Annotated in this window: 20 protein-coding genes; 10 read left to right on the top strand and 10 right to left on the bottom strand. The window is 59.6% G+C overall.

Annotated features, from left to right (window positions below):
• Nucleotides 1-160: 160 nt before the first annotated feature.
• A complete protein-coding gene (locus AC193Q_RS05630) occupies nt 161-2,407 on the bottom strand; it encodes a TonB-dependent siderophore receptor (RefSeq protein WP_483879280.1) in 2,247 nt (748 codons plus the stop codon).
• On the opposite strand from AC193Q_RS05630, the gene AC193Q_RS05635 reads away from it, so the two are divergent.
• Together AC193Q_RS05635 and gorA are read left to right on the top strand one after the other, a co-directional pair.
• Entirely contained in the window at nt 2,394-2,621 is a 228-nt protein-coding gene (locus tag AC193Q_RS05635) for a hypothetical protein (protein WP_047294243.1), read from the top strand. The two genes, AC193Q_RS05630 and AC193Q_RS05635, sit on opposite strands and share 14 nt — an antisense overlap.
• Nucleotides 2,605-3,963, top strand: a complete 1,359-nt coding sequence (gene gorA / locus AC193Q_RS05640; protein WP_121185323.1) for a glutathione-disulfide reductase — start codon at nt 2,605-2,607, stop codon at nt 3,961-3,963. The genes AC193Q_RS05635 and gorA overlap by 17 nt, the downstream gene beginning before the upstream one ends.
• Here gorA and AC193Q_RS05645 read toward each other — a convergent pair.
• Nucleotides 3,960-4,976 (bottom strand): DNA-binding protein, encoded by a 1,017-nt coding sequence (locus AC193Q_RS05645; protein WP_047294247.1) that lies wholly within the window; start codon nt 4,974-4,976, stop codon nt 3,960-3,962. The genes gorA and AC193Q_RS05645 overlap by 4 nt on opposite strands.
• Before the next feature lie 176 nt (nt 4,977-5,152).
• Here AC193Q_RS05645 and AC193Q_RS05650 point away from each other — a divergent pair, with 176 nt between their 5' ends.
• The 3 genes from AC193Q_RS05650 to ahpF all read left to right on the top strand — a co-directional run bounded on the left by AC193Q_RS05650 (nt 5,153) and on the right by ahpF (nt 8,486).
• Entirely contained in the window at nt 5,153-6,091 is a 939-nt protein-coding gene (locus AC193Q_RS05650; RefSeq protein ID WP_121185325.1) for a site-specific integrase, read from the top strand.
• Nucleotides 6,092-6,227: 136 nt separating this feature from the next.
• Nucleotides 6,228-6,791, top strand: coding sequence for an alkyl hydroperoxide reductase subunit C (ahpC, locus tag AC193Q_RS05655; protein ID WP_003224621.1), 564 nt, complete (start codon nt 6,228-6,230; stop codon nt 6,789-6,791).
• A gap of 132 nt (nt 6,792-6,923) precedes the next feature.
• Nucleotides 6,924-8,486 carry an alkyl hydroperoxide reductase subunit F gene (gene ahpF / locus AC193Q_RS05660; RefSeq protein WP_121185327.1) on the top strand — a complete coding sequence of 521 codons (1,563 nt, stop codon included), beginning with the start codon at nt 6,924-6,926 and terminating at the stop codon, nt 8,484-8,486.
• 125 nt (nt 8,487-8,611) lie between these two features.
• Here the strand turns inward: ahpF and gloA are convergent, their stop codons facing one another.
• Complete coding sequence (gene gloA / locus AC193Q_RS05665) at nt 8,612-9,133, bottom strand: lactoylglutathione lyase (protein ID WP_007963339.1); 522 nt, start codon at nt 9,131-9,133, stop codon at nt 8,612-8,614.
• Nucleotides 9,134-9,272: 139 nt separating this feature from the next.
• On the opposite strand from gloA, the gene AC193Q_RS05670 reads away from it, so the two are divergent.
• Complete coding sequence (locus AC193Q_RS05670; RefSeq protein WP_121187755.1) at nt 9,273-9,791, top strand: DUF4946 domain-containing protein; 519 nt, start codon at nt 9,273-9,275, stop codon at nt 9,789-9,791.
• Between the two features lie 216 nt (nt 9,792-10,007).
• Here the strand turns inward: AC193Q_RS05670 and AC193Q_RS05675 are convergent, their stop codons facing one another.
• The 3 genes from AC193Q_RS05675 to AC193Q_RS05685 all read right to left on the bottom strand — a co-directional run bounded on the left by AC193Q_RS05675 (nt 10,008) and on the right by AC193Q_RS05685 (nt 13,131).
• Nucleotides 10,008-10,373, bottom strand: a complete 366-nt coding sequence (locus AC193Q_RS05675) for a histone-like nucleoid-structuring protein, MvaT/MvaU family (protein ID WP_003224630.1) — start codon at nt 10,371-10,373, stop codon at nt 10,008-10,010.
• Nucleotides 10,374-10,607: 234 nt separating this feature from the next.
• A complete protein-coding gene (locus tag AC193Q_RS05680; RefSeq protein ID WP_121185329.1) occupies nt 10,608-12,143 on the bottom strand; it encodes an EAL domain-containing protein in 1,536 nt (511 codons plus the stop codon).
• Nucleotides 12,144-12,258: 115 nt separating this feature from the next.
• Nucleotides 12,259-13,131, bottom strand: a complete 873-nt coding sequence (locus AC193Q_RS05685; protein ID WP_047294259.1) for a LysR family transcriptional regulator — start codon at nt 13,129-13,131, stop codon at nt 12,259-12,261.
• A 78-nt stretch (nt 13,132-13,209) separates the two neighbouring features.
• Here AC193Q_RS05685 and AC193Q_RS05690 point away from each other — a divergent pair, with 78 nt between their 5' ends.
• Together AC193Q_RS05690 and hppD are read left to right on the top strand one after the other, a co-directional pair.
• Nucleotides 13,210-14,157: an EamA family transporter gene (locus AC193Q_RS05690; RefSeq protein WP_121185331.1), complete on the top strand. Its 948-nt coding sequence runs from the start codon at nt 13,210-13,212 to the stop codon at nt 14,155-14,157.
• 245 nt (nt 14,158-14,402) lie between these two features.
• The gene (gene hppD, locus AC193Q_RS05695) at nt 14,403-15,479 is read left to right on the top strand and encodes a 4-hydroxyphenylpyruvate dioxygenase (protein WP_047294263.1); all 1,077 of its coding nucleotides are present in this window, start codon (nt 14,403-14,405) and stop codon (nt 15,477-15,479) included.
• A 119-nt stretch (nt 15,480-15,598) separates the two neighbouring features.
• Here the strand turns inward: hppD and rarD are convergent, their stop codons facing one another.
• The 4 genes from rarD to AC193Q_RS05715 all read right to left on the bottom strand — a co-directional run bounded on the left by rarD (nt 15,599) and on the right by AC193Q_RS05715 (nt 20,210).
• A complete protein-coding gene (gene rarD / locus AC193Q_RS05700; RefSeq protein ID WP_047294266.1) occupies nt 15,599-16,480 on the bottom strand; it encodes an EamA family transporter RarD in 882 nt (293 codons plus the stop codon).
• Between the two features lie 260 nt (nt 16,481-16,740).
• The gene (locus AC193Q_RS05705; RefSeq protein WP_121185337.1) at nt 16,741-17,754 is read right to left on the bottom strand and encodes an aldo/keto reductase; all 1,014 of its coding nucleotides are present in this window, start codon (nt 17,752-17,754) and stop codon (nt 16,741-16,743) included.
• 68 nt (nt 17,755-17,822) lie between these two features.
• Entirely contained in the window at nt 17,823-18,722 is a 900-nt protein-coding gene (locus AC193Q_RS05710) for a LysR family transcriptional regulator (RefSeq protein WP_047294270.1), read from the bottom strand.
• 177 nt (nt 18,723-18,899) lie between these two features.
• Nucleotides 18,900-20,210, bottom strand: coding sequence for an MFS transporter (locus AC193Q_RS05715; RefSeq protein ID WP_041063709.1), 1,311 nt, complete (start codon nt 20,208-20,210; stop codon nt 18,900-18,902).
• Nucleotides 20,211-20,382: 172 nt separating this feature from the next.
• Between AC193Q_RS05715 and AC193Q_RS05720 the strand changes: the two genes are divergently transcribed.
• On the top strand, nt 20,383-21,501 hold the full coding sequence (locus AC193Q_RS05720; RefSeq protein WP_483879281.1) for a sugar diacid recognition domain-containing protein: 1,119 nt from the start codon (nt 20,383-20,385) through the stop codon (nt 21,499-21,501).
• Between the two features lie 215 nt (nt 21,502-21,716).
• Complete coding sequence (locus AC193Q_RS05725; RefSeq protein ID WP_483879282.1) at nt 21,717-22,856, top strand: glycerate kinase; 1,140 nt, start codon at nt 21,717-21,719, stop codon at nt 22,854-22,856.
• Nucleotides 22,857-22,902 lie beyond the last annotated feature (46 nt).

Here is a 22,902-nt window from a genome sequence, read left to right on the forward strand (position 1 = left end):
CAGATCTCGGGGCACAGTGTCCCGGCGCGGCATTAACTCGGGGTTAACAGCGGTGGTGAGGGATTGGGTGACGCATTGCGCGTCACCTCGAGCGTGGGGCCGCTTCGCGACCCATCGGGGATGAATCCCCTCACCACAGGGTTTGGTTTGATTGGATGGGTCAGAGCTTCCAGTCCAGGCTCAGCGTCACCGTGCGCGGGTCGCCCCAGTACACGCCGTTGTAGAAACCGACGTTGTCGTAATACTTCTTGTCGAACAGGTTATCGACGTTCAGCGATGCCGACAGGTGCTTGTCGAATTCATAACGTGACATCAGCTTGACCACGCTGTAGGCCTGCTGATTGATCCGCGCCGGTTCGGTGATGATCCGGCCGTTGGCGCCGCGCCCGACCGGGCGGTTGGCCGCGCCATAGACGTCGCTCTGCCAGTTCACCGCGCCACCGACAGTCAGTGCGTGCCAGTTGCCCGGCAAGCGATAGGTCGTGGACAGCCGCAACATGTTCAGCGGTTGAGCGGTGTTGCTGCGCTGTTTTTCGCCGTCGACGGAATGGGTGTAGGTGTAGCCGGCGGTCATGTTCCAGCCATTGAGGATTTCGCCGGACACCTCGGCCTCGAAGCCATTGACCTTGTTGCCCTTGCCGCCGGACTTGAAAAACTCCTCGCCACTCACTGGGTCTGGGGGCACCGAGTTGTCGCGCTCGGCGACGTTGTCCTGTTTGCTCCAGAACACTGCCGTCGCCAGGTTCAGGCGTTCGTCGAGCAGGCTGCCCTTGAGCCCGACTTCGTAGTTGCTGCCAACCACGGGGTCGAGGTAATTGCGGTTGCTGTCGCGTTTACTCTGCGGTTTGAAAATATCGGTGTAGCTGACGTAAGCCGTGTACTCCGGCGTCAGGTCATAAAGCAGGCCGGCGTAGGGCGTCCAGATATCGTTCTGACGCTGATGGGTGGCATCGGTGCTGGTCAGTTTTTGCTGCGCGTCATAGTAGTAATCGGTGCTGGATTCGTCCCAGCTGCCATAGCGGCTGCCGATGACGGCATGCAGCTCATCGGTCAGGCTCAGGCGGGTCGCGAGGTAACCGGCCTTTTGCCGAGTGATGCCGCGCGCGCCCGGCAGGCCGGTAACGGTGTCGGCGAACTTGCCGATGTCACCCATGTATTTCCAGTCGCGGATCTTGCCGTAGTCGGCGGCTTGGGGGCCGTTGAAGGCGTAGGGCGAAGTCGAGCGGTTTTCCGCCTCGCCGTAGCCGAACATCATCTCGTGTTCGCGGCCGAACAATTGGTACGGCCCCGACAGGTTGAAGTCGTACACGCTCATTTTCTGCGTGCCAAGCATGTGCCCCATGTAGGCCGTCATGCCGCTGCGGTCGGCCTCGGGGAATCCGCTGCCGCCGTAATAGACCTTGCCGTCGGTATCACTTTCGCGGTGGGTGTAGGCGGCCTTCAACTTCCAGCCATCACCCAATTGCTGGTCCAGGGTGACGAATGCGGTCTTGTCCTTCAGCGGCCAGGAACTCCAGGAGGTCGCCATGTTCGTCGACCGGCCAAGGCCCGCCTTGCTGCCGTTGGCGTTCCAGTACGGCACGGTGCCCCAGGAGGTGCCTTGTACCTGCTTGTCCTGATAGTCGTAACCGACGGCTAGCACCGTGGAATCGGTCAGATCAGCTTCGAGAATGCCGTAGCCGACCTCGCGTTGCAGCGCGTATTTGTCACGGAACGACTGGCTGTCACGATAGGCCAGCACCGTGCGCCCGCGCAGCCGGCCGTCGAAAGCCAGCGGCCCACCGACATCGACATAGCTGTAGTAATTGTCGTAGCTGCCGCCGCTGACACCGGCCAGTGTCTGCCACTGGGCAGTCGGGCGTTTGCGCACCATGTTGATGGTGGCGGAGGGATCACCGGCGCCGGTGGTGAGGCCGGTCGCGCCGCGGACCACTTCGATGCGGTCGTAGATGATGGTGTCCGAATCCGACTTCATGCGCCCGAAGGTGTTGAGCATGCCGTCGATCTGGAAATTGTTGATCGGGTAACCCCGCGCCGAATAGCTGACTCGGTCCGAGTCGTTGTGTTGCACGACAATACCGGTGGTCTGACGCATGGCTTCGGACAATGTACCGAGCTTGAAATCATCCATCTGCTGGCGCGTGACCACGGACACCGATTGCGGGGTTTCCTTGATCGACAGGTTCAGCCGCGTTGCGGTGCTCATCGCGCCGGTGGTGTAGGAATGAGTGTTTTCGGTATTGAGGCCGAGGCCTTCAGCGCTGACGCTGGTGGCGTCCAGTTCCAGCGCCTGGGCGGCGGATTGTGGTGCTGTTTCAGGGTCGGTTTCAGCCAGCAGATCGGGACTTAACGCCATGCTGAACAAGCCGACAGTCAAGGTCATGGAACGGGTAATGGGCGCGAACATCGCAGCCGACTCCTTGTCTTCGAGGGAAAAAATCCGTTGGTTCAAAGACGAGGTGCAGCCCGACGATTTAGTATCAAACAAGAAATATTATTATTTGGAGAAGTTTCCCGACTTCGCCGAGGCGGGCGAAAAGCTGCGCACGGCGCTTGCCCAATGGACGGTGGCGGGTATGCTGTTGGCCTGCCGAGGAGATAGCAATGGCCTACGATTTTGACCTTTATGTGATTGGTGCCGGTTCCGGCGGTGTACGTGCAGCGCGCTTCGCGGCCGGTTTCGGCGCGAAAGTGGCGGTGGCCGAGAGTCGTTATCTGGGCGGTACCTGCGTCAACGTCGGCTGCGTGCCGAAGAAACTGCTGGTGTACGGCGCGCATTTCGCCGAAGACTTCGAGCAGTCGTCCGGTTTCGGCTGGAGTCTGGGTGAAGCCAGTTTCGACTGGGCGACCCTGATCGCCAACAAGGACCGCGAAATCAATCGCCTCAACGGCATTTATCGCAACCTGCTGGTCAACAGTGGCGTGACCCTGCACGAAGCCCACGCGAAGATCGTCGGCCCGCATGAGGTCGAGGTCAACGGTGAGCGCTTCACCGCGAAAAACATCCTGATCGCTACGGGTGGCTGGCCGCAGATTCCGGAGATTCCGGGGCACGAACACGCGATCAGTTCCAATCAGGCGTTCTTCCTCAAAGAACTGCCGAAACGTGTATTGGTGGTCGGTGGTGGTTACATCGCGGTCGAGTTCGCCGGGATTTTCCACGGCCTGGGCGCCAACACCACGCTGTTGTATCGCGGCGATCTGTTCCTGCGTGGTTTCGATGGCTCGGTGCGCAAGCATTTGCAGGAAGAGCTGACCAAGCGCGGTATGGATCTGCAGTTCAACGCCGACATCGCGCGCATCGACAAACAGCCAGACGGCAGCCTCAAGGCGACCCTCAAGGATGGCCGCGTACTGGAAGCCGACTGCGTGTTCTACGCCACGGGTCGCCGTCCGATGCTGGACAATCTGGGTCTGGAAAACACCGATGTGCAGCTCACCGACAAGGGCTTCATCAAGGTCGACGAGCAATACCAGACCAGCGAACCGTCGATTCTGGCGTTGGGTGATGTCATCGGCCGGGTGCAACTGACGCCGGTGGCACTGGCCGAAGGCATGGCGGTGGCGCGGCGCTTGTTCAAGCCGGAGCAATACCGCCCGGTGGATTACAAGATGATCCCGACGGCGGTGTTCAGCCTGCCGAACATCGGCACTGTCGGTTTGACCGAAGAAGAGGCGCGGGAAGCGGGCCACGAAGTGGTGATTTTCGAGAGCCGCTTCCGCCCGATGAAGCTGACGCTGACCGAATGTCAGGAGAAAACCCTGATGAAACTGGTGGTCGACGGCAAGACCGACAAAGTGCTCGGCTGCCATATGGTCGGCCCGGACGCGGGTGAGATCGTGCAAGGTCTGGCGATTGCTCTGAAGGCTGGCGCGACCAAGCGTGACTTCGACGACACAATCGGGGTGCACCCGACGGCCGCCGAAGAGTTCGTCACCATGCGTACGCCGGTCGGCGCTTAAGCATCCTTCGCTTTGCCTGTGTCTGGCGCTGCTGCAACGGTAGCCGCCAGACGCAAGCTGTCTTCCAGACTCGCTTGAGTCTTGGTCAATTCCTTCTCCAGTGACTGATTGAGCTGCCGCTGTTCGTCGGCATCCTGTTTCAGCGTCTGACTCTCCAGCAGGGCCACGCGCAGGCGTTCCTGGAGGAGGGTGCGTTCGTTATCGACGCGAGTGGCTTGCTCCAGCAACTGATCCTGACGCTGGTTGCTGTGCTTGAGCTGATCCTGCATCAGGCTCAGTTCGCGCTGGGTACCACGGTTTTCCGTGAGCAGACGTTCGTTGTCGCGATGCAGCTGGGTGATCTCGTCCTGACGCACCAGTGCACTTTGTTGCGCCTGGCGCAATTCCATCTGCAACTGCTGCAGTTGTCCCTCGTGACGGGCCTGTTCCTGCTCGCGCTGCTCTTTGGTGGCGTTGCGGTAATGCTCAAGCGCATCGCGGGCGTGCAGATGTTTTTCTTCCAGCGAGCGGATCTGCTCGTCCTTGTCCTGCAGGCGCAACTCGAAATCGGCCAGCGCCTGATTGAGTCCCGCGTTGCGGGTTTGCTCGGTCTGCAGCATCGAACGGGTTTCTTTCAGCGCCTCGGATTCCTTGGCCAGCGCCGCGCCTTGGATGTCGTGCTGTTGCTCCAGTTGTTCGAGTGCCTGGCGTACTTGCTTGAGTTCCGCTTCCAGCGTTTCACGCTGCTCTTCGAACTGCTCGCGCGCTTGTTCAATGGGCTCTTGTGCTTGTTCTTTCAGGCGCTGGGCGAGGCGCGAGACCAGCGCCGTCAGCTCATCGTTGATCGGTTCTGCGGACGCTTCGACCGGTTGGCTGCCGTCATCGAGCTCTTTCAGATAGCGATGGATCGTGGTTTTCGAGCCGGTGTTGCCCAGCTCAATGCGTACCGCATCGATGCTGGGGTGTTCGCCTCGGGCCAGAATCGCTGTGCGCGCGATCTGAACCACTGCTTTATTTACGCCGCCACGGGCCATGTGAACTCCTACCGTTTCGTACTGTGGTACATGCCACCAAAGTACGCAGTGTACCACGCTGAAAATAAAGTTAAATGTTTGATTAATAACAGACGGGATATACTGGTATTACCCAATGTCAGGTGATTAAATTGCTTTTGTCGCCCTGAATCAGTAGGCCAGCGAGAACACTGTCCATGAGCGAGATTGATCGCTATCTGCAAGCTGCCACCCGTGACAACACCCGCCGTAGCTATCGTTCGGCGATTGAACACTTTGAAGTGAAGTGGGGCGGGTTCCTGCCGGCGACGGCCGATAGCGTTGCGCGTTATCTGGTCGAGCATGCCGGCGTGCTGTCGATCAATACGCTGAAGCTGCGTTTGTCGGCGCTGGCGCAGTGGCACAACAGTCAGGGTTTTGCCGACCCAACCAAGGCGCCAGTGGTGCGCAAGGTCTTCAAAGGCATTCGCGCACTGCATCCGGCGCAGGAAAAACAGGCCGAGCCGCTGCAATTGCACGATCTGCAGCAAGTGGTCGACTGGCTTGATCAGGAAGTCCGCAGTGCGCGGCAGCAGCAAGATCGCCCGCAGTTGCTCAAGGCCTGTCGCGACCGGGCGCTGATCCTGCTGGGCTTCTGGCGCGGCTTTCGCAGCGATGAGTTGTGCCGTTTGCAAATCGAGCATGTGCAGGCGCACGCCGGCAGCGGCATCACCTTGTATTTACCGCGCAGCAAGGGCGACCGCGAGAACCTCGGGCAGACGTATCAGGCGCCGGCGCTGCTCAAACTGTGCCCGGTGCAGGCTTATATCGACTGGATCACCGAGGCGGCGCTGGTACGCGGTCCGGTATTTCGCGGCATCGACCGCTGGGGACATCTGAGCGAGGAGGGCTTGCACGCCAACAGTGTCATTCCATTACTGCGTCAGGCGCTGGAACGCGCCGGCATCCCGGCCGAGCGCTACACCAGCCATTCCCTGCGTCGCGGCTTTGCCACCTGGGCGCATCAAAGTGGCTGGGATCTGAAATCCTTGATGAGCTATGTCGGCTGGAAGGATATGAAGTCAGCCATGCGCTATGTTGAAGCGAGCCCCTTTCACGGGATGGCTCGGATTACGGATAAGCCGGCTTCGTCGTAGATATGGTTTTCTTCTATTAATACAGTCAGCTAATAGCGAAAACAAATCAGCAGCATCAGGTTTGCCAATGAGCCATCCGTCGAGTGAGTGGGTAGGATTCACCCATCGAATTCACAACCCTGACGGAGAGTCATCAATGCCTATCATCAACAGCCAAGTAAAACCGTTCAAAGCTACCGCATTCAAAAACGGCGACTTCGTACAAGTCTCGGACGCTGACCTGAAAGGCAAATGGTCCGTAGTGTTCTTCTACCCAGCCGACTTCACTTTCGTTTGCCCAACCGAGCTGGAAGACCTGGCCGACAACTACGCTGCGTTCCAGAAACTGGGCGTGGAAATCTACAGCGTTTCGACCGACACCCACTTTGCTCACGCTGCCTGGCACAACACTTCGCCAGCCATCGGCAAAATCGAATACACCATGATCGGCGACCCGACCCACGTCATCTCCCGCAACTTCGACGTGCTGATCGAAGAAGCGGGTCTGGCTGACCGTGGCACCTTCGTGATCAACCCTGAAGGCCAGATCAAAATCGTTGAGCTGAACGATGGCGGCGTTGGCCGTGACGCTTCCGAGCTGCTGCGCAAGATCAAGGCTGCTCAGTACGTTGCTGCTCACCCAGGCGAAGTTTGCCCAGCCAAGTGGAAAGAAGGCGAGGCCACTCTGGCTCCGTCCCTGGACCTGGTCGGCAAGATCTGAGTCTGTGAGACACGCAACACAGGGCGGTACTCCGCACCTACCTCAGTAAGCTGCACCGCCCATTGAAAAAGCCCGGGCGAGATTCGCTCGGGCTTTTTTTCGCCTTGAATAAAGACACAGGAGATCGCCCGTATGTTGGACGCCAATCTTAAAGCCCAGTTGAAATCGTACCTGGAACGGGTCACCCAGCCGATCGAGATCGTTGCTTCCCTCGACGACGGTGCGAAATCCCGGGAAATGCTTGACCTGCTCGAAGACGTTGCCAGTCTGTCGAGCCAGATTACCCTGATCGACAGCGGCACCGATGCGCGCAAGCCGTCGTTTTCGATCAATCGCCCAGGTGCCGACATCAGCCTGCGTTTCGCCGGCATTCCGATGGGCCACGAATTCACATCGCTGGTGCTGGCCCTGTTGCAAGTCGGCGGCCACCCATCGAAAGCCAGTGCTGAAGTCATCGAACAGATCCGCTCGCTCAAGGGCGAGTTCAGCTTCGAAACCTACTTCTCACTGTCGTGCCAGAACTGCCCGGACGTGGTCCAGGCGTTGAACCTGATGGCCGTGCTGAACCCGAACATCCGTCACGTCGCCATCGATGGCGCGTTGTTTCAGGACGAAGTCAACGATCGCAAGATCATGGCTGTGCCGAGCATCTACCTCAACGGTGAAAACTTCGGTCAGGGCCGTATGGGGCTGGAAGAAATTCTCGCCAAACTCGACACCGGCGCCATCGAGCGTCAGGCCGAGAAGATCAGCGCCAAGCAAGCCTTTGATGTGCTCGTAGTTGGCGGTGGCCCGGCCGGTGCTTCGGCTGCTATCTATGCCGCCCGTAAAGGCATCCGCACCGGTGTGGCGGCCGAGCGCTTCGGCGGTCAGGTGCTGGACACCATGGCCATCGAAAACTTCATCTCCGTGCAGGAAACCGAGGGTCCGAAACTGGCCACGGCGCTGGAAGAACACGTCAAACAGTACGACGTCGACATCATGAACCTGCAACGCGCCGACAAGCTGATTCCCGGCAAGAATGGCGAGTTGCACGAAGTCCACTTCGCCAGTGGCGCGACCCTGAAAGCCAAGAGCGTGATCCTGGCGACCGGCGCACGCTGGCGTGAAATGAACGTGCCGGGCGAACAGGAATACCGCAACAAGGGCGTGGCGTACTGCCCGCACTGCGACGGTCCGCTGTTCAAAGGCAAGCGTGTGGCGGTGATCGGCGGCGGTAACTCCGGTGTCGAAGCGGCCATCGACCTGGCGGGTATCGTTTCCCACGTGACGCTGCTGGAGTTCGACGTGCAACTGCGTGCCGACGCGGTGTTGCAACGCAAACTGCACAGCCTGCCAAACGTCACCGTGATCACCAGTGCGCAAACCACGGAAGTCACCGGCAATGGCGAGAAGGTCAACGGCCTGCGTTACAAGGATCGCAAGACTGACGAACTGCGCAACGTCGAGCTGGAAGGGATCTTCGTACAGATCGGTCTGCTGCCGAACACTGACTGGCTCAAAGGCACCATCGAGCTGTCGCCACGCGACGAGATCATCGTCGACAACCGCGGCGAGACGTCGATCCCGGGGATCTTCGCGGCGGGTGACGTGACTACCGTGCCGTACAAGCAGATCGTGATTGCAGTGGGCGAGGGCGCCAAGGCTTCCCTCAGCGCGTTCGATCACTTGATCCGTACTTCGGCGCCGGCGTAAACGTCAGTCGCTGAAACGCAAAAACCCATGAGTGATCATGGGTTTTTTTATGGGTGAAGCAAAAGATCGCAGCCTGCGGCAGCTCCTACAGAGGATGTGTAGGAGCTGGCGAAGCCTGCGATCTTTTACAGCGGCGCAGGCTGAATGATTTCAACCCAGTAGCCATCCGGGTCCTTGATGAACGCCAGGCTTTTCATGCGGCCATCGGTCAGGCGCTTCTGGAAATCACAGCCCAGCTCTTCAAAACGTGCGCACGCTGCAACGATGTCCGGCACCGAAATGCAGATGTGACCGAAGCCGCGCGGGTCGGTGTTGCCATTGTGATAGGCGAAGTCGGCGTCGTTTTCAGTGCCGTGGTTGTGAGTCAGTTCGAGGATGCCGGGAATCGACTTCATCCACTCGGTGCGGGCCGCGGCGTCGGCCGGGATCTGCGCCTTGTCGACCAGCGCGAGGAAGTACAGACTGAATTCGGCTTCCGGGAAATCACGTTTTTCAACCAGCGAGAAGCCTAGGACGCGGGTGTAGAAGTCCAGGGACTTGGTGATGTCCTTGACACGCAGCATGGTGTGGTTGAAGACGAAGTTGCGGGTTGCGCTGTCTGGCGTGGCAGTGACGCCGGGGAAAGTGTTCAGTTCGTGCAGGCTCATAGGCCCTCCGTAACAATGGGGCGAGTGAATGGGCGCAATGATACGCATGCGGGGCGGCATCGCCAAACCGAATGCGCGGCTTGCTCTGTGGGCGACCGGGCCTCAGACTTTGCTGCTCAATCTGCGAGTGCCTCTGGTAATGATCCGACCGTTCAAAGTGCTGTTCGTTTGCCTTTTCTCGTCGCTGCTGGCTGCCCCCGCATGGGCCGATCAGCCGAGCATCACCTGGCCTGCGGGGTGGGAAATCCAGGCATTGCCCGACACGCCGCCGCAGGTGTCGCGCCAGCGTGCGGTGAAAAACGACGCCGATGGCAATCAGGTCATGGTGATGGAGTTGACCATGACTCAGGTTGAAGCTGGCCATCAGGTCAATGTGCAGGGCGTGCTGCTGGAGATGCGCAAGTCGATTCAGAAAGACTTTTTCCAGGGCGGTTATCAAAGTGTTTGCAATAAGGTGCACCCGGCGAAACTCGGCGCCCTGGACGCACTGGAAACCACCTGTACGATCACTGAAAATGGCCGACATGTGTTGTCGCAAACATTGGTTGCGGCGGTCGGGGCGGATAAGGCGTATGTACTTTCTTACGCGGGTCAGGCTGAGATTTATAAGGCCAGCGCTGACGAAATAGTCGCCGCGAGAAACAGCTTGAAACTTTAAGCCTCTGTTTCACCTCGGCCAGGTTAGATACCTCGAAGGCATTAAGCACAAAGTTTAGCAGCGATGACCGTCGCAACATCCGGCAAGAGTTTTTAGCCTCACGTCTTGTGGGTGTTAAAGCGGATTGATAACTAGCGCGGGGGAAATCGTTGCTTTTGTTAGATATTGTCCAAAAAAAAGCCCTGCATACAGCAGGGCTTGTTTGTTGGCGCAAGATTAACCGCGCAACCAGGAATCAACGGTGGCTGCACCGTATTGTTCCTTCCAGGCTTTCAAGCCACGGTGGTTGCCGCCCTTGGTTTCGATCAGTTCACCGGTGTGCGGATTCTGATAAACCTTGACCACGCGAGCGCGGCGGGTTTTTGGTGCGGCGGACACTTGTAAGCCGGACTTGGACGGGTTCGGATCGAGGATGGCGATGATGTCTTTCAGGCCTTTGCCGTAGGTTTTCATCAGCCCCTGGAGCTTTTCTTCGAATTCGATTTCTTTCTTGAGCCCGGCATCGTTCTTCAGCGATTCCAGCTGCTTGAGCTGTTCCTGAAGGGCCTTTTCAGCTGCACGAAATTCAGCGAGTCTGGACAATATCTTTACTCCAATAGTGTGTTTGGCTGATACCAACCGCAAACAAAGCTATAAGCCAAGAGCCTTGAAGCGACTCGGTGATAATGGCTCACCTGTCAATCTTGCACAGGCTGAAAAAATTGTAGTAGTTAATGCGCCAAGAGTAAATCCTGATCTTGTCGTCATGTAACAACAGTGGTGTTTTGTATCAATTTGGTGCGTCGCGTCGAAGCGTCGGGCTTAATTTATTTTTAGTTAACGATCACTTAATGCAGCGATGAAGTCAGCGCCGGGCATGGGTTTTCCGAACAGATAGCCTTGCAGGAAGTTGACGTGGTGTGCGGTCAGGTAGTCAGCCTGTGCCGGAGTCTCTACACCTTCGGCAACAATACCCAGATCAAGCTTGGCCGAGAGTTCGATAATCGTGTCCAGAATATGCCGCGACAGCGCATCAATACCGATCATCGCGACAAAACTCTGGTCGATCTTGAGAAAGTCGACATTGAATTTTCGCAGGTAGCCCAGGCTTGAATGGCCGGTGCCGAAGTCGTCGATGGCGATCATCACGCCGAGCGTGTGCAACTGCTCGAACAACTGGTGCGTGACGTCGGTCGGCTCGATCAGTTGGCGCTCGGTCAGCTCCAGCACCAGATTGATACTGCCGGGGGCAAACCCGGCAAGAAATTCGCGACAGTCCTCCACTAGCTCCAGGTCCTGGCAGTGACTGGCGGTGATATTGATGCCGATGTGGAAGGGTTGGTCGAAGTCTGCAGAGAGCGGGCCGAGCAGGGCGGCAGTCTGTTGCATCAGCGAACGGGTCATGGGCACGATCAGCCCCGAATGTTCAGCGAACGGGATGAACAGGTCCGGGCGCACCAGGCCTTCCTTGGGGTGTTTCCAGCGCATCAGCACTTCAGTGCCGGACCATTTCCTGCTGTCACCATGCACCACCGGCTGAAAGTAAGGGATGAACTCGCCGGCCTCCAGGGCGCGGAGCATTTCATGACTGGGCGAGGTGGCGCGTCGTTGCAGGACGTGAGCGATCGCGCCCGATATCACCCCGAAAAAGATCAGCAGGCTGAACAAGGGTGGGTATTCGGCGGCCATGTAGCGCCACGTTTGCCCTTGCGCGAACCCTGCGCTGACACTGAAGGCATAACGTGAAGACATCAACGTACTTTGCGCTATCGGCAGCGGCGGCAGGGCGCCCTGATGCACTTTGCCATCGGCTGACAGCCAGTTGTCGCCGACCAGCAGCACCAACTGCGTCTGCCGGCCGATCAGGCGCAGGATGTTGCTCAAGTGATAGCCATCGAGCGTAGTCAGCGCGCCGCCGCGACCTTCGCTGAGGCGATACACCAGCAGCGCGGTGTCGGGCGTGACGGGGTTGCCATTCATCAACCACAGTTTGCCTTGCGCATAGTCGCCCGGGTTGACGGCTTCCTTGAATTCACCGAACAGCGAGCTGCAATAGAGGTTGTTGTCCCACACCAGATTGGTCGAACGCACGAAAGGCCGGCGGGTTACCTGCTCACGTAAAGCCAGTTTTACGCTTTCGCAGGGCTGGCCAGCCAGGGGCAATAATTCGCTGGCGGCCTGGGCGGTGTTGTCGAGCATCAGCTCGAATTGGCGCAACGCCTCATCGGCGGTATTTTGCGTGCTCTGCTGCAAGGCCCGTTCGGCTTGCATATACAGAATCCCGCCGCCCAGCAGGACGGGCAATACACCGCAGAGCAGGGTCACCAAAATGCGTACGCTACGTTTGCGGCGGGGTCTGACGGTCAAGGGCATAGGCGCATCCTGTTGCGATGAGGTGGAACGCTCGAATGCAGGCCTGGCAACGGCGCACCGGTGAGGAACAGCGGAGTCAGAAGGGATGATAGATGGCCGCTGGCGCTTGTGCCGCTCACGGCTGATTGATCTGCTTGGCGAGTTCGATAAATGCCCGCGTGGCGGGCGAAGCCTGACGCTGATCGAGAACAGCGAGGCCGATCAGACGTTGCACCGCCGGCAACAGCGGCTTCTTCACGTAACACGGCGCTGGATCGTCTGGCAATGAGCCTTCGGCGACGACCGTGACTGCATCGCCCCGGCTGACAACGTCAAGTGTGCTGAGCAATTGCGAGCAGCGGTAGCGAATGTTCGGTTGCAGGCGCGCGGCAGTGAACAGGCGTGAAACCAGTTCCGCTGAACCGGCCTCGGTCAGCACAAACGGGTCGGCACACAAATCCTGAAGGCTCAGCGCCGCGCTGGCGGCCAGTGGATGACCGAGCGGGAGCAGGGCAACCATCTGGTCTTCGACCAGCGCGAAAGTGTCGAAGCGTTCCTCGGGCAACACCACGAAACCGACGTCGATTCGCCGCTCTTCCAGCCACTGCAGTACCTGCCGGTCCGGCCCCTCATCGATGTGCACTTCTATGCCGGGATGGACTTGGCGATAGCGCTGCAGAATTCTCGGCAGCAACTTGATCGACGCCGTCGGGCCAAACGAGCCAATGCGCAGCGTACCGCTTTTCATGCCCCGGGCATCGGCCGCCTCCTGGCGCAGAGTGTTGGCCAGACCGAGCATGGCGCGTGCGCGCTGGAGCACCTGCTCGCCGATATCGGTGAGCTCCACCTGCGACGAATGACGGCGCAACAACTCGACGCCCAACTCCTGCTCCAGGGATTTCATGGCGTGGGATACCGCTGACTGCGAAATCCCCAGACGATGGGCGGCGAGGGTGAAGCCGCGCAGTTCGGCGACCAGTGAGAAGATCTCCAGTTGCGTGAGGGTCATGAGTGTTTGCTCATTTTACGATGACAAGGAATGAAGTGAATGATACGCCATCCTTTGGCTTCTCTGGTTTGGAGCGTCATGCGCAACGTGGAGCAAACTCGCAATAACGTTTCTGACCGGTCGGTTTATCTGACGCTGGCTGCCGTGACCGTGATGTGGGGCGGGACCTTTGTCGCCGGGCGTTTTCTGGCGGGCAGCCTCAGCCCGCTGTTCGCCGCCAGCCTGCGCTTCCTGCTCGCCAGCGTGGCGTTGCTCGGGTTTGTATGGGTTGCGCGCATCCCGCTGGCACGACCGACGCCTCGGCAATGGCTGCAATTGACGCTGTTGGGGTCCTTCGGGATCTTTTTCTACAATTTGTGTTTCTTTTATGGCTTGCAGTACATCAATGCCTCGCGCGCTTCGTTGATCGTCGCGTTGAATCCAGCCGTGATCGGCCTGGCTTCCTGGCTGTTGTTCAAGGAGCGCCTGGGCCGGGTGAAAGTCGCCGGCATCGCCCTGTGCATTGGCGGCGCGAGTCTGGTGATCGTCAGTCGCAACCCGCAACTGCTCGCCGTGACACCGAATGCCTGGATCGGCGATTTGTTGATTCTCGGTTGCGTAGCGGGCTGGGGCATTTACTCGCTGTGTTCCCGTGAGTTGAATCAGGCACTCGGCCCGCTGCAGACGGTGACGTTTTCGGTATTGATCGGCTGCGTGATGCTGTTGGTGCTGGCAACACTGCGTGGCGAGATGAGCGCGGCAGCCTTGCTCAACCTCGACACGCCACAATGGCTGAGCCTGATCTACCTCGGCGTGTTCGGCTCGGCATTGGCATACATCGGCTACTACGACGGCATCCGCAAAATCGGTGCGACCCGTTCCGGCGTGTTCATAGCCCTCAATCCACTGACCGCAGTGCTGCTCGGCGCGCTGTTGCTTGGCGAACGACTCACTTTGACTCTGTGCCTTGGCGGCGCGCTGGTGCTGGCGGGAATTTATCTGTGCAACAAACCCCTTGCACCGATGCGAAAAAGGCGGATTTTATAGAGAGGGCAGACAACCCTATTTACGCTGTGTAGAATCCGGTTACGCATACAATAATAAACGTCTTCTGGCAGCAGAAGCCTCGCCCGCAAGAGCCTTGGGTCGACAATGAAGATATTCGGGTTTCAACTGATCTATGGTGACTTCCTCGCCCGCAGTGTGCGAGGCATCTCCTGCGCACCACCCGCCGGTCTCAGCATTACTGACAACTAACTCTGGTTAATTGATAAGAATGATGAGGCGTCACCATGGCAGATTTATACGAAAACCCAATGGGCCTGATGGGCTTTGAGTTCATCGAGTTCGCATCGCCGACTCCTGGCACCCTGGAGCCGATCTTCGAGATCATGGGCTTCACCAAAGTCGCGACCCACCGTTCCAAGAACGTGCACCTGTATCGCCAGGGCGCGATCAACCTGATCCTCAACAATGAACCTCACAGCGTAGCGTCGTACTTTGCTGCCGAGCATGGGCCGTCGGTCTGCGGCATGGCGTTCCGGGTCAAGGACTCGCAGAAAGCCTACAACCGCGCCCTGGAATTGGGTGCTCAGCCGATTCATATCGAAACCGGGCCGATGGAGCTGAACCTGCCGGCGATCAAAGGCATTGGCGGCGCGCCGCTGTACCTGATCGACCGTTTCGGCGAAGGCAGCTCGATCTATGACATCGATTTCGTGTTCCTGGATGGCGTTGATCGCAACCCGGTCGGTGCCGGCCTGAAGATTATCGATCACCTGACCCACAACGTGTACCGCGGCCGCATGGCCTACTGGGCCAACTTCTACGAGAAGCTGTTCAACTTCCGCGAGATCCGCTATTTCGACATCAAGGGCGAATACACCGGCCTGACCTCGAAAGCGATGACCGCACCGGACGGCATGATCCGCATCCCGCTGAACGAAGAGTCGTCCAAGGGCGCCGGGCAGATCGAAGAGTTCCTGATGCAGTTCAACGGCGAGGGCATCCAGCACGTGGCGTTCCTCACCGATGACCTGGTCAAGACCTGGGATCAGTTGAAGAAAATCGGCATGCGCTTCATGACCGCGCCGCCGGACACCTACTACGAAATGCTCGAAGGCCGCCTGCCGAACCACGGCGAGCCGGTGGATCAACTGCAATCGCGTGGCATCCTGCTCGACGGCTCGTCGAACCCGGACGACAAGCGCCTGCTGTTGCAGATCTTCTCGGAAACCCTGATGGGGCCGGTGTTCTTCGAATTCATCCAGCGCAAGGGCGACGATGGCTTCGGCGAGGGCAACTTCAAGGCGCTGTTCGAATCGATCGAGCGTGACCAGGTGCGCCGTGGTGTGCTCGCGACCGAGTAAGCCATGAAAAAGCCTGGCTGATGCCAGGCTTTTTAAGATCAAAAGATCGCAGCCTTCGGCAGCTCCTACAGAGAATGTATTCCAATGTAGGAGCTGCCGAAGGCTGCGATCTTTTGCTTTTAAGAGCGGCGTTGCCGCATCAAGTGCTTGAAGCCTTCGAAGACCAGCACCACCACCGCCAGCCAGATCGGGATGTAAGTCAGCCATTCACCGGCCTTGATACTTTCACCGAGCAACAGCGCGACACCGAGCAGCAATACCGGCTCGACATAGCTGAGCAGACCAAACAGGCTGAACGGCAACAAGCGGCTGGCAATGATGTACACCACCAGCGCCGAGGCACTGATCAGGCCGAGCAGCGGAATCAGCCACAACAGGCCTGGGTATTGATCGAACACGGCAAAGCCTTGCTCGCCACCGCGTACAAACCAGTACGCCACCGGCAGCATCAGCGTCATGTCGACCCACAGACCGCCGAGGTTGTCGGTCTTCAAGCGTTTGCGCAGCACGAAGTACAGCGGGTAACCGACCACAACCACCAGGGTCGCCCAGGAAAAGCCGCCGACCCGATACAGCTCGTTTGCCACGCCGAGAACGGCAAAGAACACCGCGATTTTCTGCAGGTACGACAGGCTGTCGCCGTAGACGATGCGCCCGGTCAGCACCATCGCCAGCGGCAGCAGGAAATAGCCCAGCGACACGTCAAGGCTATAACCGTTGAGCGGCGCCCACATGAACAGCCACAACTGCACGCCGAGCAACGCTGCCGAAACGCTCAGGCCGCCTATCAGCTTCGGACAGCCGGCCACGCGCCGCAGCAACTCCAGCACTCGCCGCCATTCACCGGAAACCAGCATGAACACGGTCATGCACGGCACGGTCAGCAGCATCCGCCAGCCAAAGATTTCCACGCCGCTCAACGGGGTGAGCAGCGAGGTGTAGTAATACATGACGGCAAACAGCACCGAAGCTGATACCGATAGAGCGATACCTTTAGACAAACTGTCCTCGCGGGTGGGTGATCAAACAGGGCGCGCAGGATACGTGGTTTTTGTGCTGAATATTGGCCGAGTGCTCAATATTTCCCACATTCTGAAGATAAGCACAAAACCTGTGGGAGCGAGCCTGCTCGCGAAAGCGGTGTGCCAGACAACGCAGATATTGAATGTGCCGGCCTCTTCGCGAGCAGGCTCGCTCCCACAATGGATTTGTGTTGCCCTCGTAATCTGCTGATGCCGCTGATGCCCGGCTTGTGAGGCTTTCAGGCCTGACGCGGTTTACGGCCCGACACAAAATGGCTCACATCATTGAACCCCGGTGTCGACGCGTGCCCCGGGGTCACGAGCGAGTCGATAAACGCTTCATCTTCCGCCGTGATCTGCACCGCCTGCGCCTTGGTGTAAGCGTCCCACTGCTGCTCGGTGCGCGGCCCGACGATCGCCGAAGTCACCGCACTGTTGTTCAGTACCCAGGCAATCGCAAATTCGACCATGCCCACGCCACGGCCTTGGGTGTACTGCTGGATCTGCTGAGCAATGCGCAGCGATTCAACCCGCCATTCGGTTTCCAGAATGCGTTTGTCCTGACGCCCGGCGCGGCTGTTGGCATCCGGCGTGACATCGGGTGCGTATTTGCCGCTGAGCACGCCACGGGCCAGCGGGCTGTAAGGCACCACGCCGAGGCCATAGGTCTGCGCGGCGGTGATCTGTTCGGTCTCGGCCTGGCGGTTGACGATGTTGTACAGCGGCTGGCTGATCACCGGGCGGTCGATCCCGAGCTTGTCAGCGATGCGAATCACCTCGGCGATGCGCCAGCCGCGATAGTTCGACAGGCCCCAGTAACGAATCTTGCCCTGGCGAATCAGATCACCAATCGCCGACACGCTGACTTCCAGCGGCGTGTTGTGGTCTTCGCGGTGCAGGTAATAGATGTCGAGATAGTCGGTACCCAGGCGCGTGAGGCTGGCTTCCAGACCGTTGAAGATGTGTTTGCGGCTCAAGCCGCTGCGGTTCGGCAGGCCATCCACCGGGCCGAAACCGACCTTGGTTGCCAACACCCATTCGTGACGATGGCGGGCAATCGCTTCGCCGACGATTTCTTCCGAGCGGCCGTTGGTGTAGACGTCGGCGGTGTCGATGAAATTGATGCCCTGATCCCAGGCCTTGTCGATGATGCGCAGTGAGTCTTCAGCGCTGGTCTGCTCGCCAAACATCATCGTGCCGAGGGTGAGGGTGGACACCTGCAACCCCGAGTGCCCCAGTGTGCGATAGCTCATGGCGAAATCCTTTTATCGGTGGGAAAGCTTCCATCAAATACCAGAAGCGCCCGACGGGGCAAAGTGAATTATCGGCTGAGTGCCGCGCAACGCGTTTGCAAAAACGCCTGCAGCACCCGAACGCGCTCGGACACTTGCACCCGATGCGGGCAGAGCAGATTGAACGGCACGCTCTCGCCATGCCAGTCATCGAACAGCGTCAGCAGGCGTCCGCTGCGCACGTCCTCGGCGATGTCCAGCCACGCCTTGTAGGCGATGCCATGCCCGGCCAGCGCCCAGCGCCGCGCGACTTCGCCGTCATCGCTGAGATAGTCACCGTGGACTTCAACTTCCAGCGTTTCGTCCTCGCGACTGAAGCGCCAGGTGTTGTAAGGCCGGCCGTTGCGCAAATAGAGCAGGGCGCTGTGCTCGTTCAGTTCGCCGGGATGTTGCGGGGTACCATGGCGAGCCAGATAGTCCGGGCTGGCGCAGGCTACCCGTCGATGCGCCGGCAGAATCGGCAGCGCCACCAGCGTCGAGTCGCTGGGCACGCCGAAGCGCAGCGCGACATCCACCGTTTCGCGAAACAGATCGGCGTGCCGATCGTTGAGCAGCAGTTGCAATTGAATATTCGGGTGTTCGCGTTTGAAATCATCCAGCCATGCCAACAATACGTTGCGCCCGAAATCCGACGGCGCCGCCAGTTGCAGCACCCCACTGAGGCCTTCGCCGTGTTGCTTGAGCGCTTGTTCGCCTTCGGCCAGGGCAGACAAGGCAATGCGTACGCTGTCGAGATAGCGCCGACCTTCTTCGGTCAGGCGCATGCTGCGCGTAGAGCGCGCGAGCAGGCGGATGCCTAGGCGGGTTTCCAGCCTCTTCAGTGCAATGCTGGCAGCGGCCGGCGTCAGTTCCAGCGCGCGGGCAGCGGCGGAGATACTGCCGGAGTCGGCAACGCGGACGAAGATCTCCAGATCGAGAATCGAGCTCATTGGTAAAAATCCTTTAAAAAACTGTGCGTTTTTGCGGGATTTTTCCGTGATTGGCAAGAACTGACGCGGCAATCAATGAGCAAAAAAAGATCGCAGCCTGCGGCAGCTCCTACACGGAAATACGTGTTTCCCTGTAGGAGCTGCCGCAGGCTGCGATCTTTTGATCTGCAAGCGTAATTACGCGCGCAGCGTCCGCGTCATGCGCAATGCCAGCAAACTCCCGCCAACAATCACACCCGCCAGCAGATACAACGCCGCATCGGTCGACCCGGTGCTGTCCTTGACCCAACCCACCAGGTACGGGCTGAGGAAACCGGCCATCTGCCCCATCGAGTTGATCAACGCCAGGCCGCCGGCCGCCGCGCCCGCGCTCAACAGCGCGGTCGGCACTGGCCAGAACATTGGCAGACCGGTCAGCGCGCCCATGGTTGCGAGGGTCAGGCCGAGGATCGCGATGGCCGGGTTGGCGGCGAAGTTCACCGCGATCAGCAGGCCGAGGGCGCCCATCAGCATGGGCACCACCAAGTGCCAGCGACGTTCTTTACGCAAGTCCGCCGAACGCCCGACCAGCAGCATGAACACCGCCGCCAGCAGATACGGAATCGCGCTCAACCAGCCGATCACCAGGTTGTCGCTGAAACCGAGGTTCTTGATGATCGACGGCAGCCAGAAGTTGATCGCGTACACGCCGCTCTGGATGCAGAAGTAGATCAGGCCAAACGCCCAGATCGCCGGGTTCTTGAATACCGCGAGCAACGAGTCGGAGGTGGTTTTCGGTTTGTTCGCCAGGTCTTCGGCCTGATCGGCTTCAAGCACCGCACGCTCGTGCGGGCTCAGCCACTTGGCGTTGGCAAAGCTGTCGCTCAGCAGGAAATAGGCGAGGGCGCCGAGGATCACCGTCGGAATGCCTTGCAGCAGGAACATCCACTGCCAGCCGGCCAGGCCGCCCTGGCCGGCGGCGAAGTGATTGAGGATCCAACCGGAAAACGGGCTGCCGAGCAGGCCCGAGACCGGGATCGCCGACATGAACAGCGCCATGATCCGCCCACGGCGAAACGTCGGGAACCACTGCGAGAGGTACAGCACCACGCCGGGGAAGAACCCGGCTTCGGCCGCACCGGTGAACAGGCGCAGGGTGTAGAACTGGGTCGGCGTGGTGACGAACAGCAGGCAGGTCGACAGCGTGCCCCAGGTGATCATCATCAGCGCGATCCAGCGCCGTGGGCCGAACTTGGTCAGCGCGAGGTTGCTCGGTACGCCGCACAGCACGTAGCCGATGAAGAAGATCCCGGCGCCGAGGCCGTACACGGTTTCGCTGAATTTCAACGCGTCGAGCATCTGCAGTTTGGCAAAGCCGACGTTGACCCGGTCGAGGTAGTTGAACAGGTAGCAGATGAAAATGAAGGGAATCAAACGCAGGGTGATGCGTTTGTAGACGGCGTTTTTACCGTCATCAATGGTCTGGGTAGCTGCGGCGCTCTGCGACATAGCGGCTCTCTCTTTATTATGATTTTTTGCGATGCACAGGTTAACGTTGATCGCCCTGAGAGTCTCGGCCACCTGTGGCCGGATTGTCTTTGTGCCTGAGCACAGGGTTTGCCGCCAGACCCTGTGCGGGTGAACAACCGTCCGCCGCCGTTGCTTAAGGATTTTGCCGATCATGTTCGAACTCGATCACGACCTCGCTCAGGATATCGTCGACCGGGCCATGGCCATTTTGCCCTACAACGTCAACGTCATGGACAGCCAGGGGCTGATCCTCGGCAGTGGCGAACCGGAGCGCATCAACACCCGTCACGAAGGCGCGCAACTGGTGCTGGCCAACGGCCGCGTGGTGGAAATCGATGCGCAAACTGCGGTGCATCTCAAAGGCGTGCAGCCGGGGATCAACCTGCCGCTGATGCTCGATCAACGCCTGATCGGCGTGCTCGGCATTACCGGCGAGCCGGAGCAACTGCGCACCTACGCCGAACTGGTGCGCATGACTGCCGAAATGCTCGTTGGTCAGCGCAATCAGCAGGCCGAGCAGCAATGGCGGCGCCAGCGTTGCGATGACCTGCTGGCGTTGCTGCTGAGCGACGCCGGCGACTCGCCGCGGCTGGTCGATGAGGCGCAGCAACTGGGGCTCAAGCCGCAGTTGACCCGGGTGCCGTATCTGTTCGAGCTGGGCCTGGAACAAGGGCCGGGACAAACCGTCGAGGCGCTGAGTGCGTGGCTGACCTCGCGCTACCCGGACAGCTGGTGCGTGAGTTCGGCCAAGTCATCGCTGCTGTGGTGCCGGCCCGCCAGTCAGACGGTTGAGCATGATCGTTTGCTGGAAAAGCTCGATGGCCAGGGCTGGAACATTCTGCGCATTGCCGTCGGCGGGCAGGCGGATGGGCTGGCCGGTTTGCGCCGCTGTTATCGACGGGTCGGTGATCTGCTGGCGTATGGGCGTGAGGTACTGCCGCAGTCACGACTGCTGACGCTCAATCGCTATCGTTTGCCGGTGATGCTTTGGCGCCATCGCAACGATGATGCGCTGGATGAGTTGCTCAAGCCGTTGCGCAAAGTGATTGCCAAAGACGGTAACGGCCAGTTGCTCGCGACCCTGCGCAGTTGGTGCGAACACGACGGCCAGAGCCAGGCCTGTGCCGATGCGCTGGGCATTCATCGCAACAGCTTGCGTTACCGGATGGAGCGGATTGCCGAGATCAGCGGAGTTGATCCGTTGCGGCTGGACGGGATGTTGGCGTTGTACCTTGGGGTGCAATTGTTGCCGCAGATTGATCCGGGCTGATCGGGTGTTTTCACCGACGCCTTCGCGAGCAGGCTCGCTCCCACATTTGAAATGCATTCCCCTGTGGGAGCGAGCCTGCTCGCGAAAGCGTCGGTACATTCGACACAGGCTTTTGTAGAAATGAACAATAAACGCCAACCGCCCTTGTGCAGCGGACAGGCGTCAATGCGCATGCCGACTGGCAGCATGAAGCGCATTGGAACTGGAGAATTCGCATGAAAATCGTCATCGCCCCCGATTCGTTCAAGGACAGCCTGAGTGCCCAAGGCGTTGCCGAGGCCATTGCGCTGGGGCTGGCGCAAGTCTGGCCACACGCCACGCTGGTCAAATGCCCGATGGCCGACGGCGGCGAGGGCACGGTGGAATCGATTCTTGCTGCCTGCGAAGGCGAACTGCGCCGGATGCGGGTGCGCGGGCCGCTGGGCACTCCGGTCGATGCGGCGTGGGGCTGGCTGCCGCACAACCACACCGCGATCATTGAAATGGCCGAGGCCAGTGGTTTGCAGTTGGTGCCTACGGGGCAGCGCGATGCCTGCATCACCAGCACCTTCGGCACTGGTGAGCTGATTCGCGCCGCGTTGGATGCCGGCGCGCAACGAGTGATTCTGGCCATTGGCGGCAGCGCCACCAACGATGGCGGTGCCGGTGCGATGCAGGCGCTCGGGGTGAAATTGCTCGATGCTCAGGGGCAGGCTCTGGTGCCGGGCGGCCTGGCCCTGGCGCAACTGGCGCGACTGGACTTGAGCGAGCTTGATCCGCGTCTGGCCCAGGTGCGCTTCGACATCGCCGCCGACGTCAACAATCCACTGTGCGGGCCGCACGGTGCCTCGGCGATTTTCGGCCCGCAAAAGGGCGCGTCACCGATACAGGTGCAACAACTGGATCAGGCCCTCGGTCACTTCGCCGAGCTCTGCGCGCAAGCGTTGGGCAAAGACGTCCGCGATGAGCCGGGCAGCGGCGCGGCCGGCGGGCTGGGCTTTGCGGCGAAAGCCTTTCTCGGTGCGCAATTTCAAGCAGGCGTGGAAGTGGTGGCCGAATTGGTGGGCCTTGCGGAAGCGGTCGACGGCGCCGATCTGGTGTTCACTGGCGAAGGTCGCTTCGACGCGCAGACCCTGCGCGGCAAAACGCCGTTTGGTGTGGCGCGGATTGCCAAAAAACACGGTGTCCCGGTCATTGTCATCGCCGGCACGCTCGGCGAGGGTTATCAGGAGCTCTACGAACACGGCATCGACGCCGCATTCGCAGTCACCAGCGGCCCGATGACCCTGGAGCAGGCCTGCGCCGAAGCTCCACGCTTGTTGCGTGAACGCGCAACTGACATTGCCCGCGTCTGGCGGCTGGCAGCGAAATCCTGAGCAAACACTGTAGGAGCTGCCGAAGGCTGCGATCTTTTGATTTTGT

The sequence above is a fragment of the Pseudomonas sp. F2 genome (assembly GCF_057174385.1).